This is a genomic window from Ferrovibrio sp. GW821-FHT12D07, from assembly GCF_058807275.1.
Window position 1 is genome coordinate 208,449 of sequence record NZ_JBXAQN010000001.1, and the last position, 15,278, is coordinate 223,726.

17 protein-coding genes are annotated in these 15,278 nt (G+C 65.1%); 3 read left to right on the forward strand and 14 right to left on the reverse strand.

Features of this window, described 5'->3' with window-relative positions; all coding sequences use genetic code 11:
* Positions 1-4: 4 nt before the first annotated feature.
* Both AC1RRE_RS01050 and AC1RRE_RS01055 read left to right on the forward strand, forming a co-directional pair.
* A complete protein-coding gene (locus AC1RRE_RS01050) occupies positions 5-520 on the forward strand; it encodes a GNAT family N-acetyltransferase (protein ID WP_492979191.1) in 516 nt (171 codons plus the stop codon).
* Positions 521-692: 172 nt separating this feature from the next.
* Positions 693-2,735, forward strand: coding sequence for an ATP-binding protein (locus AC1RRE_RS01055; RefSeq protein WP_492979192.1), 2,043 nt, complete (start codon positions 693-695; stop codon positions 2,733-2,735).
* Between the two features lie 77 nt (positions 2,736-2,812).
* On the opposite strand, the gene AC1RRE_RS01060 is transcribed toward AC1RRE_RS01055, so the two are convergent.
* The 7 genes from AC1RRE_RS01060 to AC1RRE_RS01090 form a co-directional block, all read right to left on the reverse strand.
* Positions 2,813-3,655 carry an MlaA family lipoprotein gene (locus AC1RRE_RS01060; protein WP_492979193.1) on the reverse strand — a complete coding sequence of 281 codons (843 nt, stop codon included), beginning with the start codon at positions 3,653-3,655 and terminating at the stop codon, positions 2,813-2,815.
* Positions 3,656-3,865: 210 nt separating this feature from the next.
* Positions 3,866-4,081 (reverse strand): DNA gyrase inhibitor YacG, encoded by a 216-nt coding sequence (yacG, locus tag AC1RRE_RS01065; protein WP_492979194.1) that lies wholly within the window; start codon positions 4,079-4,081, stop codon positions 3,866-3,868.
* 10 nt (positions 4,082-4,091) lie between these two features.
* Positions 4,092-5,663: a ribonuclease E/G gene (locus AC1RRE_RS01070; RefSeq protein ID WP_492979195.1), complete on the reverse strand. Its 1,572-nt coding sequence runs from the start codon at positions 5,661-5,663 to the stop codon at positions 4,092-4,094.
* Positions 5,664-5,671: 8 nt separating this feature from the next.
* The gene (locus tag AC1RRE_RS01075) at positions 5,672-6,262 is read right to left on the reverse strand and encodes a Maf family protein (RefSeq protein WP_492979196.1); all 591 of its coding nucleotides are present in this window, start codon (positions 6,260-6,262) and stop codon (positions 5,672-5,674) included.
* A gap of 15 nt (positions 6,263-6,277) precedes the next feature.
* On the reverse strand, positions 6,278-6,496 hold the full coding sequence (gene infA, locus AC1RRE_RS01080) for a translation initiation factor IF-1 (RefSeq protein WP_492972493.1): 219 nt from the start codon (positions 6,494-6,496) through the stop codon (positions 6,278-6,280).
* A gap of 257 nt (positions 6,497-6,753) precedes the next feature.
* Positions 6,754-7,323: a putative pterin-binding protein gene (locus AC1RRE_RS01085; protein ID WP_492979197.1), complete on the reverse strand. Its 570-nt coding sequence runs from the start codon at positions 7,321-7,323 to the stop codon at positions 6,754-6,756.
* 128 nt (positions 7,324-7,451) lie between these two features.
* Positions 7,452-8,678: a GAF domain-containing sensor histidine kinase gene (locus tag AC1RRE_RS01090; RefSeq protein WP_492979198.1), complete on the reverse strand. Its 1,227-nt coding sequence runs from the start codon at positions 8,676-8,678 to the stop codon at positions 7,452-7,454.
* A gap of 316 nt (positions 8,679-8,994) precedes the next feature.
* Between AC1RRE_RS01090 and AC1RRE_RS01095 the strand changes: the two genes are divergently transcribed.
* Positions 8,995-9,633, forward strand: a complete 639-nt coding sequence (locus AC1RRE_RS01095; protein WP_492979199.1) for a VOC family protein — start codon at positions 8,995-8,997, stop codon at positions 9,631-9,633.
* Here AC1RRE_RS01095 and AC1RRE_RS01100 read toward each other — a convergent pair.
* The 7 genes from AC1RRE_RS01100 to murA form a co-directional block, all read right to left on the reverse strand.
* On the reverse strand, positions 9,630-10,379 hold the full coding sequence (locus AC1RRE_RS01100; RefSeq protein ID WP_492979200.1) for an SIMPL domain-containing protein: 750 nt from the start codon (positions 10,377-10,379) through the stop codon (positions 9,630-9,632). The genes AC1RRE_RS01095 and AC1RRE_RS01100 overlap by 4 nt on opposite strands.
* 69 nt (positions 10,380-10,448) lie before the next feature.
* Entirely contained in the window at positions 10,449-10,880 is a 432-nt protein-coding gene (locus AC1RRE_RS01105) for an arsenate reductase ArsC (protein WP_492979201.1), read from the reverse strand.
* 5 nt (positions 10,881-10,885) lie between these two features.
* Positions 10,886-11,377: a UPF0262 family protein gene (locus AC1RRE_RS01110; protein WP_492979202.1), complete on the reverse strand. Its 492-nt coding sequence runs from the start codon at positions 11,375-11,377 to the stop codon at positions 10,886-10,888.
* Complete coding sequence (gene hisD, locus AC1RRE_RS01115; protein WP_492979203.1) at positions 11,374-12,669, reverse strand: histidinol dehydrogenase; 1,296 nt, start codon at positions 12,667-12,669, stop codon at positions 11,374-11,376. Before hisD ends, AC1RRE_RS01110 begins: the two co-directional genes overlap by 4 nt.
* Positions 12,669-13,385, reverse strand: coding sequence for an ATP phosphoribosyltransferase (gene hisG / locus AC1RRE_RS01120; protein ID WP_492979204.1), 717 nt, complete (start codon positions 13,383-13,385; stop codon positions 12,669-12,671). Before hisG ends, hisD begins: the two co-directional genes overlap by 1 nt.
* Positions 13,382-13,870, reverse strand: coding sequence for a DUF2948 family protein (locus AC1RRE_RS01125; protein WP_492979205.1), 489 nt, complete (start codon positions 13,868-13,870; stop codon positions 13,382-13,384). Before AC1RRE_RS01125 ends, hisG begins: the two co-directional genes overlap by 4 nt.
* The gene (murA, locus tag AC1RRE_RS01130) at positions 13,870-15,150 is read right to left on the reverse strand and encodes a UDP-N-acetylglucosamine 1-carboxyvinyltransferase (RefSeq protein WP_492979206.1); all 1,281 of its coding nucleotides are present in this window, start codon (positions 15,148-15,150) and stop codon (positions 13,870-13,872) included. Before murA ends, AC1RRE_RS01125 begins: the two co-directional genes overlap by 1 nt.
* Positions 15,151-15,278 lie beyond the last annotated feature (128 nt).

The window sequence follows — 15,278 nt, forward strand, 5'->3', positions numbered from 1 at the left end:
GACCATGAGCAAGACCCTGATCCGCGCGGCCACCGCCGATGATGCCGACACCATCGTTGCACTGGTGCAGGCGCTGGCGATCTATGAGAAAGAACCGCTGACCAGCGTGAAGATCACGGCCGAGGATGTGCGTCGCGACGGCTTCGGGCCCGTGCCGCGTTTCGAGGCACTGATCGCTGAACTGGATGGCGAACCTGTCGGCTTCGCGCTCTACTATCACAACTACTCGACTTGGGAGGGCCGTGCCGGCCTGTTCATCGAGGACCTGTTCGTGCTCGAGCGCGCCCGCGGCCATGGCCTGGGCCGACAGCTCATCACCGCCCTGGCCGCCATTGCCAATACACGCGGCTGCAAGCGGCTCGACCTCAACGTGCTGGACTGGAATCCGACGCGCGATTTCTATCATCGCCTCGGCATCCTTCATAAGACCGAGTGGCTGCCCTATCGCATCGCCCAGCCCGCCCTCGCCCGTCTGGGCGATCAGGCCGATCCCGCCTGGTTCCCGGTCACACCGGCATAACCAATTCTCAACGCCGACAGGGCGCAAAACCTTTGTCGCCGGTGCAGGGACTGTGACAGACTATCAGTCAAGCGCCTGATTTCAGGCCACGAATTCCAGTATCGAATTCGCGTATGGGCTGACACGTATGACGATATCCGGGGGTACGACTGGCAGACCGGGCCGCAGCGGAATGCCGCGCGGCTTCACGGTGCTTGTCATCGCCGTGATGCTGCTGTTGCTGGCCACCGGCGGCGTGTCACTGTCGCTGGTGCTCAATCTGCGGAACAACGAACAGGAGCGCGTCACCCTGCAGGCCGAGGGCCTGACCCGCACGCTGGCCGATTCCGCCCAGCGCCAGATCGATGTTGCAGACCTGCTGCTGCAATTCGCCGCCGCCGAGACCAGCGAGCGGATGAGCCGCGGCCTGACGCCCAGCGACGCCATCATCTCCCTGCTCAATACCCGTATCGAAAGCATGCCGCAGGTGAAGGCCGTGCATGTCTATGACGAGCGCGGCCGCTACTGGTTCGCGGTCGGCTCCGTCGCCATGCCGCTGGAGATCGGCTGGCATCCGGGTTTCGCCGCCCATCGCGACGGGCTGCCGCAGCAGATCACCGCGGCGCTGCTCGGCAACGCGCCGGATGCCGAGAACGCGCGCATCTGGCTGACGCGCCGCATCGGCCAACCGGGTGAGCCCTTTGCCGGCGTGCTGATCGCCACGCTGGACATTGCCGTAAACGACCTGATCGATCCTGCCTATTTCACCCTGCCCCCCGCCGCCATGGCGCTGGTGCATGACGAAGGCCGCCTGATCGCCGGCTGGCCGCGTGACGAGGCCGAACGGCTGACCGGCATGACCGGATTCATCAGCGGCCCACATGGCCATGCACCGACCCAGCATGACACGCTGTACTGGTCGCGGCTGGCCGATCTGCCGGTGACCCTGCTGATGCAGCTGGATCGCACGCGCATCGAAAGCACCTGGCAGCGCGCCGCCTTCGGCTATGGCGGTCTGTTCGGCCTGGCGACACTGGGCGCCATCACGGCGCTGTGGAGCAACTGGCGGCAGCAGCGCCGCCGCGCCGCCACCGAGGCGCTACTGCGCGGCCTGATGGACAATCCGCCGCTGATCATGGCGCTGCAGGACGCCCATGGCCGCTACCTGATGGTCAACCGGCATTACGGTGAGCAGATGGGCCGCGATCCCGCCGCGATGGTCGGACATGTGCCGCATGACTTCTATCCGCCCGCCATGGCCGACGAGCTGATGCAGCAGATCGAGGACACGCTGGCCGCCGGCAAGGCGCTGGTCTTCGATGCTTCGGCCAAACGGGGCCAGAGCATACTCGACTATATCGTCGTGCGCTTTCCCATCTATGACGCCGACCAGATGCTGCTGGCAGTGGGCAGCATCGCCACCGACATCACCGAGCGCAAACAGCTGGAAGCCGCGCTGCGCGAGCAGGCCGAGGTGCGCGAGCGTCTGGCCGAGAATTATGCGCACCAGCGCGAGGTAGCCGAGACCGCCAACCGGGCGAAGAGCGAGTTCCTCGCCCATATGAGTCACGAATTGCGCACGCCGCTGAACGCCATCATCGGTTTTTCCGACATGATCGCCGGCCGCCTGCTCGGCACCCAGTCAGACAAGTATTTCGAATATGCGAAAGACATCAGCGGCAGCGCCCATCACCTGCTAGGGGTGATCAACGACATCCTGGATGTGTCCAAGATCGAAAGCGGCCGCTTTGTGCTGGAGCTGGGCGCGCACGACCCTTACGACCTGGTGGAAGACAGCATGCGGCTGGTGAAGGGACGCGCCCGCGAAGCCAACCTGACGCTGTCAAACCGCCTGCCCCAGGATCTGCCGCTGCTGCTGGTGGATGCGCGCGCGGTGAAGCAGATTCTGATCAACCTGCTGGGCAATGCCGTGAAGTTCACGCCCGGCGGCGGCGCGATCAGCATCGGAGGCAGGCTGCTGCCCGATGGCGGCTTCGCGATGACGGTGGCCGATACCGGCATCGGCATCGCGGAAGAAAATCTGGAGCGGGTCTTCGAACCCTTCTGGCAGGCAGATGCCGGCATCCGTCGCAGCGAGGGCAGCGGCCTGGGGCTGAACATCTGCCGCAAGCTGATCGAGCTGCATCAGGGCAGTGTCAGCGTCGAGTCCGTGCCGCAGAAGGGCACCCGCGTCACGCTGCTGTTCCCGGCAAGCTGCGTGTCCCGTCACACATAAGACAACGGCACGCCCAAAAGAAAACGGCGCGTCTTGCGACGCGCCGTCTGGTCTTTGATATGTCGAAAGCCTGCCGCTTACTGCTTGACCGGCTGCGTCTCGATCTGGCTGCCGGCATCGGCGGCGCGGCTGATCGAGGTGGGCGACACGTTCGGCTGCTTCGAGGCGCGGTTGGCGATCTCGTCGGCGCGGCGCTGGCGATAGACCGTGCGCAGCGTCACGTAATAGTCGAGCGAGGTCTTTTCCAGGTTGTCGAGGGTCTCGAGCAGCTGGGCGCGCGCGTCGATACCGGTGGCGGCGGCGCGGGCGAAAATCCACTCGTCGCGATCGGTGTTGCGCAGATACCAGTTCAGCGGATCGGCGACCGAGTCGACCACGAAGCCGGTCAGGTCGCGCGGGTTCGAGGGCCCAAGGATCGGCACGAAAAGATACGGGCCTTCGCCGGTGCCCCAGGTGGCCAGTGTCTGGCCGAAGTCTTCGGTATGCGGCGGGATGCCGAACCACTTGTCGGCGGCGTCATACACGCCGAGCACGCCGATGGTGGAGTTGATGGCGAAGCGCGACACGGTATCGCCGGCACGGCCGGTCTCACCCTGCAGCAGGTCGTTCGCCAGGAAGATCGGGCTCTTCAGATTGAGCAGCGCGCTGCGGATGCCGGTCTGGATCGGCGGCGGCACGAAGGTCGAATAGAAGAAAGCGACCGGCTTCAGCAGCAGGTCGTCGATCACGTTGTGGAATTCGAACATCGCGCGATTGACCGGCTCCAGCGGGTCGTTCACGGCATCGAAATCGGCCTTGGCCTGAGGATCGGTCGGCGCCGAAGCGCAGCCAACGAGGAGTCCGGTGGATAACAGCGCAACCGCGGCAAGGGTCTTCCACTGGGACGGGCGCGAGTCAGAAACGCGCAGGGCAACAGACATGGTGCTGGGACCTCGTTATAATTCTTAAGGTTACCTTATCAGGCATCCCCCCCGGAGGCGCAAGCCGAATCCCGGGACTTGTGACCGCCGTCGGCACAACCGGGCCGGGCGACATATTTTTGCCGGGCGGTGTTGCAGAACTGCATCACTGCGTAACCGCCACCGGCGGTCATCGACTCGGGAATGACAACTTAGGGTCAGGGCGCCGGGTCAGTGCAACCGGCCGGACGGCGAGCGGGAACCGGGCGCCGGGTCATCGCCGCCGCCCTCCTCGCCATCCTCTTCGTCGGTTTCCACCACCGGAATGGCATAAGACCCCTTGAGCCAGCGATTGAGATCGACATCGGCGCAGCGCGGCGAGCAGAAGGGCGCGGTCTTGTCCGCGCCGGGCTTGCCGCAGATGGGGCAGGGTTTTGCAGCCGTCATGCGGGGAGCCTCAGCGTCCCAGTTTGGCCACTGAGAACGATTCGCGGCGCCGGCCGGTCTCCGGCTTCACATGCACCATGGCACCGATCTGGCGTTCAAGCCGGGTGCGCAGGTCGGCATCGAACATGGCCGCCACATCGGGGGCACAGGCGATCTCCAGCTTGCCGCCCGGGCTGGCCGAAGCCTCACGCCCGGCCCGCCGCAACACTTCGGCCAGCACAGCCGGCAGCGAGGGCAGCCGCCCGTCGCCGTCGCAGGTGGGGCAATTCTCGAACAGGCGGGCGGCCAGCGGCTCGCCCACCCGCTTGCGGGTCATCTCGACCAGGCCGAGCGCCGACATGCCCAGCACCTTGTGCGGCGCCGGGTCACGCTTCAGCGCCTCGCGCAGGGCGTTCACCGTGCGGGCGCGATAGGCGGCGTTTTCCATATGCAGGAAGTCGATCACCACGATGCCGCCGATGCCGCGCAGGCGCAGCTGGCGCGCGATCTCGATGGCGGCTTCCTCGTTGATCTTGAGCGCCTGCTCTTCAAAAGCATGGCCGCGCGCCGAGGCGCGGCCGGAATCGACGTCGATGGCGGTGAGCGCTTCGGTCTCGCCGAAGATGACCGCGCCACCCCCAGGCAGTTCGACGCGACGACCCAATGCGGCCGCGATGTCCTGCTCGATATCGAAGAGTTCGAACAACTCGGCCGGATCGTCGAAGCGCTGCAGGCGCGCGACATGGTTGGGCGCATGTTCGAACAGCCAGGCTCGGGCCTCGGCAAAACCGGCGGCCGCATTGACGCGGATCGCATCCAGACGCGCGCCGACATAGTCGCGCAGCGCGCGGCCGACCGGGCCCATCTCGCGCCAGAGTTCGGCCGGCACATTGCCGGCTTCGGATGCCTTGTCGCGGCGCTCCTCGATGGCGATCCAGCGCGAGCGCAGGCGATCCAGATCGGCCAGCAGTTCTTCTTTTGCCACGCCGTCGGCATTGGCGTTCAGCACACAGCCCATATGCTTGCGGCGCTCGCCCTCGCGGCGTTCCTGCTCCACCACCTTCTCGACGCTGCGGCGGTCACCGGCGCGGCGCTTCAGGCGCGCGGTGACTTCCAGCGGCGTATCGGCGGCCAGCCCCAGCAGGCTCTGCATCACGGCAGCGAGCCGCATGCGTTCGGCATCCTGCACGATGCGCTTGGTGACGCGCACGGCGGCATCATAGGGCGTGAAAGACAGGAAGCGGCCGGGCAGCGCGACATGGCAGCTGAGCTTGACGCCCTTGTCGCCGATCGGATCGCGGATCACCTGGACGAGGATCGTCTCGCCTTCGTGAATGCACTGCTCGATCGGCTTGTCGCTCCCCTTCTTGTCATCGGGGTCGATGAGATCGTCGCGGCCGAGGAAGCCGTCGCGGCTGAGGCCGATATCGACATAGGCCGCCTGCAGGCCCTTTTCGATGCGGCGCACGCGGCCGAGGAAGATCGCGCCCAGCGCGGAGTCGCGCTCGGGCCGTTCCAGATCCAGGTGAACCAGGCGGTCATCCTCGACCAGCGCGACGCGCGTCTCGGTCAGTCCGACATCGATCAGAAGCTCGTTGGCCATCGAATCGACTATACCCGAACTTCGGGCCAGAGCGGATAGCCGAAGCCGCGCAGCAGCTTGGCGGTCTCGGCCAGCGGCAGGCCCACCACATTGGAATATGGCCCGCCCAGCCAGGTGACAAAGGCTTCGGCCCGGCCCTGGATGGCATAGCCGCCGGCCTTGCCCTGCCCTTCCCCGGTCGCGACATAGGCGGCGATCTCGGGCTGGCTCAGGTTCCGGAAGCGCACGATGGTCTCGACCAGCCGGCTGGCCCGGCGGCCATCGGGATGGATCAGGCACAGGCCCGTGGTGACGCGATGGCGGCGGCCCGACAGCAGGGTGAGGCAGTCGCGCACCTCGTCGGGGGTTTCGGCCTTGGGCAGGATGCGGCGGCCCAGACCCACCACCGTATCGGCGGCCAGCACCAGGGCATCGGGGCGCTGCTGCGCCACGAGGGCGGCCTTGGCGGCGCTCAGGCGTTCGGCCAGGGCGCGCGGCAATTCGGATTTCAGTGGGGTTTCGTCGAGGTCGGCGGCCAGGATCGCCGCCGGTTCGATGCCGATCTGCCGCAGCAGATCGCGGCGACGCGGCGAAGCCGAGGCCAGGATAAAGGGGGCCATCGGCAGCAGGTGACGTTACTTGAAGCGGAAGGTGACGCGGCCCTTGGTCAGGTCGTAGGGGGTCATTTCCACCATGACCTTGTCACCCGCCAGCACGCGGATGCGGTTCTTGCGCATCTTGCCCGAGGTATGCGCCAGCACTTCGTGGCCGTTGTCCAGCTTGACCCGGAAATTCGCGTTGGGGAGCAACTCCTCAACCACACCGGGGAACTCCAGCAATTCTTCCTTCGCCATTCAGCCTCTGTCTGGTGATCCGCACGCTTTAGTCAGCGCGGGTTCGGGCGCCGTCGACCGGCGCGGGCGAGAACATGCGCGCGGACCTTGCGAAAATCAAGCGGGCCCGGAGGATACTCTGGGCAGATGACCGCCGGTCTGCCCGGATCGGCCGGGACCGGAGCCGCACCCTTCCCGTCACCAGGCTTCATTCGCGTTCGTTTTACTTCGTTTCTATTTACACGAGTTTTTGTTAAATACTTATGCTCGTATAAATATCACTCAACCTCGATCCGGACCGCCGACCAGACCCATTTGGCGTCGTCATGGCTTTTCAGGGCCGGATGCTTGGCATCGCGCGGATAGACCACCCATGTAGGGCCCCGGCCGCCCAGGCCAAGATATTTGCCGTCAGCCTTCACGGCCAGCAGCACGTCATACTGCCGGATCTCGGCCAGCGGAATCTCGGCGCCATAGCCATCCAGCGCGTAGACCTTCACGCTTTTGCCTGTCGCGCCGACAGCCCTGAGTACATCGCGCAGCAGCGGGCCCTCGAAGGCATAAGCCTTCGGCCAGGTATCGTATTTCACCGTCAGCTTTTTCCTGCCCAGCCTTTCCAGCATGGCGAGATCGAAGCTGGCCGCCTTGTCGAAACTGACATTGCCGAACTTGAAGAAGGCATCGTCGAAATCGTTCAGCGCGCCACGATTGGTGTTGGTGATCTTGCCATGCACGGTGAGCACGATGGGGCCGGTCGGCCTGGCCAGATCGGCAGCCCAGGACGATGAAAGGGTGGCAGCGGTGACGAGGCAAAGGCCGACCATGACGGCGAGCAGCGAGCGCAGCATGCGGAATCTCCCCGGAATGAAAAGCGCAGGCATTTTCGTTACGCGTATCTTGGTTACGCGCATCAGAGCCGGGCTGTCCAGTTTTTTGACTGCCCTGTCGCAACGCATATCGCGATAGCCGCGCGGCGTCAGTCCTGCCGGAGTGGGAAGACCATGCTGGCGGCCGTGCCCTGCCCCAGTTCGCTCTTGATGCTGAGGCGGCCGCCATGCAGGGCCATCAGGCGATGGCTGATGGTGAGGCCAAGACCCGTGCCCTGCTGGCGCTGGTTTTTCGGGCCGGCCTGGTAGAAGGCCTCGCCCAGGCGATGCAGATCGGCCGGCGCAATGCCGGGGCCATCATCACGCACGGTGATGCGGAGATGGTTCGCCTCGGTCTGGCCGGTGACGACGACGCGGCCCTCGGCCGGCGTGAACTTGATGGCATTCGAGATGAGATTGAGCAGCACCTGGCGGAACGCGCTGCGATCCGCGCGCAACACCGGCAGATCGTGCAGCGAGGCATCCATCACCAGCGACAGTTCTTTCTGCCGCGCCTGGGTAAGCAGCAGCGAGATCACCGCATCAGCCTCGTCGACGACCTTCAGCTGATCGAGCGTCAGCGTCATCTTGCCGGCCTCGATGCGGCTGAGATCGAGGATGGAATTAATCACTTCCAGCAGATGCGATCCGGCCTGACGGATCAGGCCGGCATAGTCCTTGTACCGGATATCGCCGAGCGGACCGAAGGCTTCGGATTCCGTCATCTCGGCAAAGCCGATGACGGCATTGAGCGGCGTGCGCAGCTCGTGGCTCATGAAGGCGAGGAACTCGCCCTTGGAGCGCGAGGCGAGCTGGGCCTCCTCATGCGCGGCCTCGGTGCGGGCCAGCGACCGGTGCAGCTCCAGCGCATCGATCACCAGATCGGCGAAATCCTGCAACTGCTGGCGCTGCACTTCGGTGAAGATGCGCGGCACGGTATCGAGCAGTGCCAGCGTGCCGATGGTGAAACCGTCGGCCGTGGTCAGCGTGGCGCCGGCATAGAAGCGCGCCGCCTGTCCACCGATGATGATGGGATGATCGCAGAAGCGTTCGTCCTTTGCCGTGTCCTCGATGACGAAGACTTCCTTGCCCAGGATGGTCCAGCCGCAGAAGGCGAACTGGCGCGGCACCTCGGGCACATCGACGCCGGCGCTGGCCTTGAACCACAGGCGTTCGCTATCCATCAGCGCCACCGCCACGGCCTGCACGCCGAAGACACGCGCGGCCAGCTTCACCAGCCGGTCGAAGCGCGGATCACGCGGCGTGTCCAGAATGGCGAAGCTGCGCAGCGCGTCGAGGCGAGCGGCTTCATTGGGTGGCAAAGGTGCGGCTAGCAAGGGAGGTCTCGAAAAATCTGCGGCGGTATTTAGGGGGCTGCAGCCCCCGCGGGCAAGTCCTGTTACGCTGCCGATCACGCCAAGTTATGGTTAAGACACTGGGATGACGATTCCCGCGGCGATTTGCCGCTTCATGTTGCCCGCACAGGACGCAATTGCCCGCCGCCGTAGCATTTCTGGAACCAGCCGGAGGTTGCGCCTCGGCAGCGATCCCGATGACGGACATGTCATGCCGGCGCGGCGATGAGGGTCTGGACCCATACGGGGACCGGCCGTTATGACAGGCCATTAACAGATGCCGGAGGATCAAAGGCATATGCTGCAGCTCGACCACATCACGATCATCGCGCCGTCGCTGGCCGAGGGCGTGGCGCATGTGCGGGCCTGCCTCGATCTCGATGTGCCGTTTGGCCGGCGCCATGAAGACATGGACACACACAATCACCTGCTGCGGCTGGGTGACGCCGTCTATCTGGAAATCATCGCGGTCAACCCCGGGGCCCCGCGTCCCGCCCGTCCCCGCTGGTTCGGTCTCGACGACCAGGCGGCCGTGCGGGCGGCCTGGGATGACGGCCTACGCCTGCGCGGATGGGTGACGCGCACCACCGATATCGACGCTGTGCTGGCGCGGCATGAAGCCGTGCTGGGAAAGAAAGTGCGGATGATGTCGGGCGATGTGGTCTTCCACTTCGCGATCCCCGACGATGGTTCGCTGCCGGCCGGCGGCGTTGCACCGTCAGTGATCGACCGCGGCAACCGCCCGCCGCCGGTGGCCAGGATGGCTGATCTGGGCGCCAGCCTACAGTCCTTTGCGATCGAGCACCCCGAGCCGGCACAGGTCACGGCACTGTATGGCGCGCTGGACATCGATATGCCGCCCGACGTGCGCAAGGGCGACCGCCTGCGCTATCGCGCGCTGATCCGTACGCCGGGTGGTGTGAAGGACCTGTATTAGCGGCGGCGCAGGATCGCCTCGCCATCGACGGTGACGCTCACCGTCTGCTCGCCGGCGGCCGCCACCGGCGGGGCGGCGCGGCTCTCGGCCGCCATGCCCATGGCCTTCATCATTACCGGCCGCTGGATCATGCCGCCGTTGAGGCCGACGCGGGCCCAACCCTCGAAGCGCATGCCGAGCGCCTGTGCGGCTTTCTCGGCGCGTGCGGTGAGACGCTGCAGCGCCTCGGCGAACATGTCGTCCTGCAGGCTGCGCTGCTGCGCGCGCGACACGGTGTAACCCAGTTCCTGCAGCAGCAGGCCTTCGTTCTGCAACGCGCCAACGGCCTCAAGCAGCTTGGCATCTTCTTTCGTCGTAAGAATCAGGCTCTGCTGCGCGCGCCACACGGGCGCCGGCGGCTTGGCGCCCGGCGGCAGGCTGGCCGGACGCGGCGGCGATTCCTGATAGGTGTTGTAGCCGCCGGTCTCGACCTCGAGGCCGAGCGCCCTGGCGCGATCCAGCGCCTTGGCCATCGCGGCATTGACGCTGTTCTGCGCGGTGGCTGCCGATTCAGAGCTGGCCTGCGCCATCAGGCGGGCACGGATGGTGTCGGGCGTGACATCGCGGTCGGCGCTTTCGCTCAGATTCACCACGGTGGCGTCTTCAGGCAGCGTGCGCTGCACGGTCTGCGCCTTGGCGTTGTCGCAGGCGACCAAACCCAGCAGGAGGGCGACGGAGAAAAGGACAGGTGCAAGACGGCGGGTCATGGCGCGGACTCCGTGATTTATGATTGGCGGCAGACTAGCCGGAGAACCATGGCGGATTTGCGGCAAAGGTCACTTGGCGACGAAGCGTGCCCGGATTTTCTTGTTCAGGAAATCACGCACCTCGCGATAGGCGGCCAGGCGCTGTTCGCGGCTGCCTTCCACGATGGTGGGATCGAAGGTGTTCCAGAATTCGACGTCGCAGGCCATGGTGCGGGTCATGTCGACGGCGGTGTGCTGCGCTTCGGGCGACAGCGAGATGATCAGGTCAAACGAGCTGTCTTCCAGGTCGTCGAAGGTCTTGGAGCGGTGCTTGCCGATATCCAGCCCGATCTCGTCCATGACCTCGACCGCGAGCGGATCGACCTTTTCCTTGCGCACGCCGGCCGAGTCCACGAAGACCTGTTTGGGATACAGCGCCTTGAGGATGCCCTCGGCCATCGGGGACCGGACGCTGTTCATGGTGCAACAGAACAGCACGCTGCCGGGGAGCCGCTCGTTCATGCGGCTTACCGGATATGCAGGACGCAGATGAGGGTAAACAGCCGTCGCGCGGTGTCGAAGTCGCAGTCGATCTTGCCCTTCAGCCGTTCGCGCAGCAGCTCCGATCCTTCGTTATGCACGCCGCGCCGCGCCATATCGATGGTCTCGATCTGGGCCGGCGAGCTGCGCTTGATCGCCTGGTAGTAGCTGTCGCAGATCTCGAAATAGTCCTTCACGATCTTGCGGAAGGGCGACAGCGCCAGAATGATCTTGCCCAGCGCCACGGCATCCTCGCCGCGGATGTCGAAGACCAGGCGGTTGTCCTCGATCGCCAGCATCAGCTGGAACGGGCCCTGCTCGTCATGGGCGCCAACCGGCGAGAAGACATTCTGTTCCAGCAGGTCGAAGATCGCGACGCGCTGTTCATGCTCGATATCAGCGTTGCGCCGCACCACGCTGCGCTCGTCGAGATCGATCCCGATGAGACGGTGGTTGGCCGGCGGCGCCTTCTCGGTCATGCTTTCTTCAACCGGATAGAGACGGAAAGCGCATGGCCCTGCAGGCCCTCGGCTTCGGCCAGCGTCACCGCGGCCGGGCCGATTTTCTGCAGCGAGGCTTCGTCACATTGAACCAATGTGGTGCGCTTCATAAAATCGAGCAGGTTCAGCCCCGAGGCGAAGCGTGCAGCGCCGGCCGTGGGCAGCACATGGTTGGGCCCGGCGACATAATCGCCGATGGCTTCCGGGGTGTGGCGGCCGAGGAAGATCGCACCGGCATGGCGCACCCTGTCGGCCAGCACCTGCGGATTGTCGATGGCGAGTTCGAGATGCTCGGGCGCGATCGCATCGATCAGCGGCGCGGCATCGGCGAGGGTCTTCACCGTGATCAGCGCGCCGAACTTTTCCCAGCTTGCCGATGCAATGTCGGCACGCGGCATGGTCGAGAGCTGCTGGCGTACGGCGGCGCCGACCTGTTCGGCATAGGCGGCATCGTCGGTGATCAGCACCGACTGCGCCACTTCGTCATGCTCGGCCTGCGACAGGAGGTCGGCGGCGATCCAGGCCGGATCGTTCTTGTTGTCGGCGACGACCAGAATCTCGGACGGCCCGGCCGGATTATCGATGCCGACCTGGCCAAAGACCATGCGCTTGGCGGTCACGACATAGCTGTTGCCCGGGCCGGTGATCTTGTCGACCGGTGCGATGCTGTCGGTGCCATAGGCGAGAGCGGCAACCGCCTGCGCGCCACCGGTGCGGTAGGCCTCGGTCACGCCGGCAAGCTTCAGCGCCGCCATCACCAGCGGCTTCAATTCGCCGCCCGGCGTGGGCACGACGACGACGACGCGGCGCACGCCGGCGACGACCGCCGGCAGCGCATTCATCAGCACAGACGACGGATAGGCCGCCTTGCCGCCGGGCACATAGAGGCCGACGGCATCCAGCGGCGTCCAGCGATGGCCGAGCTTCACGCCCTGCGCATCGGTGTAGAAATCATCACCGGGCTTCTGGCGCGCATGGAAATCGCGGATGCGCGCGGCGGCGGTTTCCAGCGCGGCCATCGTGGCCCGATCGACCTGCGCCGCCGCCTTGTCGATCTCGGCCTGGCTGATGCGCAGGCCAAGCTTGGCGGAATCGACGTGATCGAATTTCTGGTTCAGCTCATGCAGCACGGCATCGCCGCGCTTGCGCACATCGGCGATGATCTGCGCGACGACACCCGAGACATCCGCCTCGGCATCGCGCTTGGCCTTCACCATCGCATCGAAGCGCCGGGTGAAATCTTGATCCGATGCATTGAGCGAAACGGGCATTACACGGCTTTCCTGGTCTTCTGGCCAACCTTGCCAGCAGCGGCCGCATCGACGGCGGCGCGGAATTTCTCCAGCCAGCCACCGACCTGGATCGGACGCGTTTTCAGCGCAGCGCGATTCACCACCAGACGCGAGGTCACCTGCGCGATCACTTCCACTTCCACCAGGCCGTTGGCCTTGAGCGTCGCACCGGTGGACACCAGATCGACGATGCGACGGCAAAGCCCCAGCGTCGGCGCCAGTTCCATGGCGCCATTCAGCTTGATGCATTCGGCCTGCACGCCGCGCGCGGCGAAATACTTCTGCGTCACATGCGGATATTTGGTGGCGACACGCACATGGCTCCAGCGCTTGGGGTCATCCGAGGCCGAGAGCTCGACCGGCTCGGCCACCGACAGCCGGCAATGGCCGATATCGAGATCGAGCGGCGCATAGATTTCAGGGAAATCAAACTCCATCAGCACGTCATTGCCGGCAACGCCGAGCTGCGCCGCGCCGAAAGCCACGAAGGTCGCGACATCGAAGCTGCGCACGCGGATCAGCTCGATATCAGGCTGGTTGGTGGCAAAACGCAGCTTGCGGCTGTTCTCGTCGGAGAATTCCGGCTCGGGTTCGATGCCGGCGCTTTTCAGCAGCGGCAGAACCTCTTTCAGGATGCGGCCCTTGGGCAGCGCCATGACCAATTTGCTATCGGCCAGTTTGTTGTCGGCACTCATGACAGGTCCTTGTGTTGCGGGGCGCGCCGCACCGGCCAGGGCTGGCCGATATCCTGCATCTGCGCATCCACACATTCGACATCCAGCCTGACGGCCGCGCCGCCGGAAAACACCAGCGTCAGCACGGCCGCACCATCCTCGCCCGGATCGGCCAGGATCGACAGCAGCTCCAGCACAGCCTTGGGATCATCGCGATCCACGCCGGCGGATTTCACCGCCAGCACGCCATCGAAATGCAGACCGGCCTGCACGCGTACATGCGGCGTGGCGCGGATCAGGCGGCGCTGCGCATCGGGATTGGTTTCATCTTCCCAGCGGAAACGGTTCACCAGCAGCGCGAAGCGGCGCTGCTTCGGCTGCCACACCATGTCGCTGGTCTTGACCATGGCATCCTGCAGGCATGCCGACAGCACCGTGATGTCCTCGACATCCTCGGCGCGCAGCCGCAAGGGCTGCAATCTCGGCTGCGCACGACGCTCGATCATCAGTCCTTCAGTCTCTCGATCACCGCGCCGCAGGCGGCCAGTTTTTCTTCCAGGCGTTCATAACCGCGATCCAGATGATAGACACGGTTGACGACGGTTTCGCCTTCGGCAGCCAGGCCGGCCAGCACCAGCGACACCGAGGCGCGCAGATCGGTGGCCATCACCGGCGCGCCAGTCAGCTTGGGCACGCCGCGCACCAGCGCGGAGGAGCCATGCACGGTGATATTCGCGCCCATGCGGGCCAGTTCCGGCACATGCATGAAACGGTTCTCGAAGATCGTCTCGGTGATCATGGCCGCACCCTCGGCCACGCTCATGATCGACATCACCTGCGCCTGCATGTCGGTCGGGAAACCGGGATAGGGCTGGGTCTGGAAATCAACGCCCTTCAGGCGCGAGCCGTTGCGCGCGATCGACATGCCGCGCGTGGTTTCTTCAATCACGCAACCGGCCTCGCGCAGCTTCTCGGCCACCGCATCGATCAGGTCCATGCGCGCACCGGTCAACTCGACCTTGCCGCCGCAGATGGCGACGGCGGCGAGATACGTGCCGATCTCGATGCGGTCGGGCACGATCTTGTGCGTGCCGCCATGCAGCGAGGTCTTGCCATGAATGGTGAGATGCTCGGTGCCAATGCCATCGATCATCGCGCCCATGGCAACGAGGCAATAGGCCAGATCGCTGATCTCGGGCTCGCGCGCGGCGTTTTCGAGCACAGTCGTGCCTTCAGCCAGCGTCGCCGCCATCAGCAGGTTTTCAGTCGCGCCGACAGAGACCTGCGGGAAGCGCACGACGCCACCCTTCAGGCCCTTCTTGGCGCTCGCCTTGATATAGCCGTTCTCGACATTGATCTCGGCACCCAGCGCCTTCAGGCCCATGATGTGCAGATCGACCGGCCGCGTGCCGATGGCGCAGCCGCCGGGCAGCGAGACTTCAGCCTCGCCGAAGCGCGCGAGCAAGGGTCCGAGCACCAGCACGCTGGCGCGCATCTTGCGCACCAGATCATAGGGCGCGAGCGTCGAGGTGATCTTGGAGGCGTTGAGATGAATCGTGCGGCCTTCAGGCGTGCCATTGCCGCCGTCCATCGAGACGTCGACGCCATGCTGCTGCAGCAGATGCGCCATGGTGGCGATATCGGCCAGATGCGGCACATTGGCGAGCGACAGCGTGTCCGCCGTCAGCAGACTGGCGGCCATCAGCGGCAGCGCCGCATTCTTGGCGCCGCCAATGGCGATGCTGCCCTCAAGCGGCTTGCCGCCGCGCAACCGGATACGATCCATAACCTATTGATTCCAAATAATAATACTGGCGACCACGCCAGACAAACATGAGATAGGGTCCCGTTTGTCTAACGCAATGTGCAGTAAATCGCCAGTGTGGCGGATTTAAGGGATGTCAGGCCGGGGCC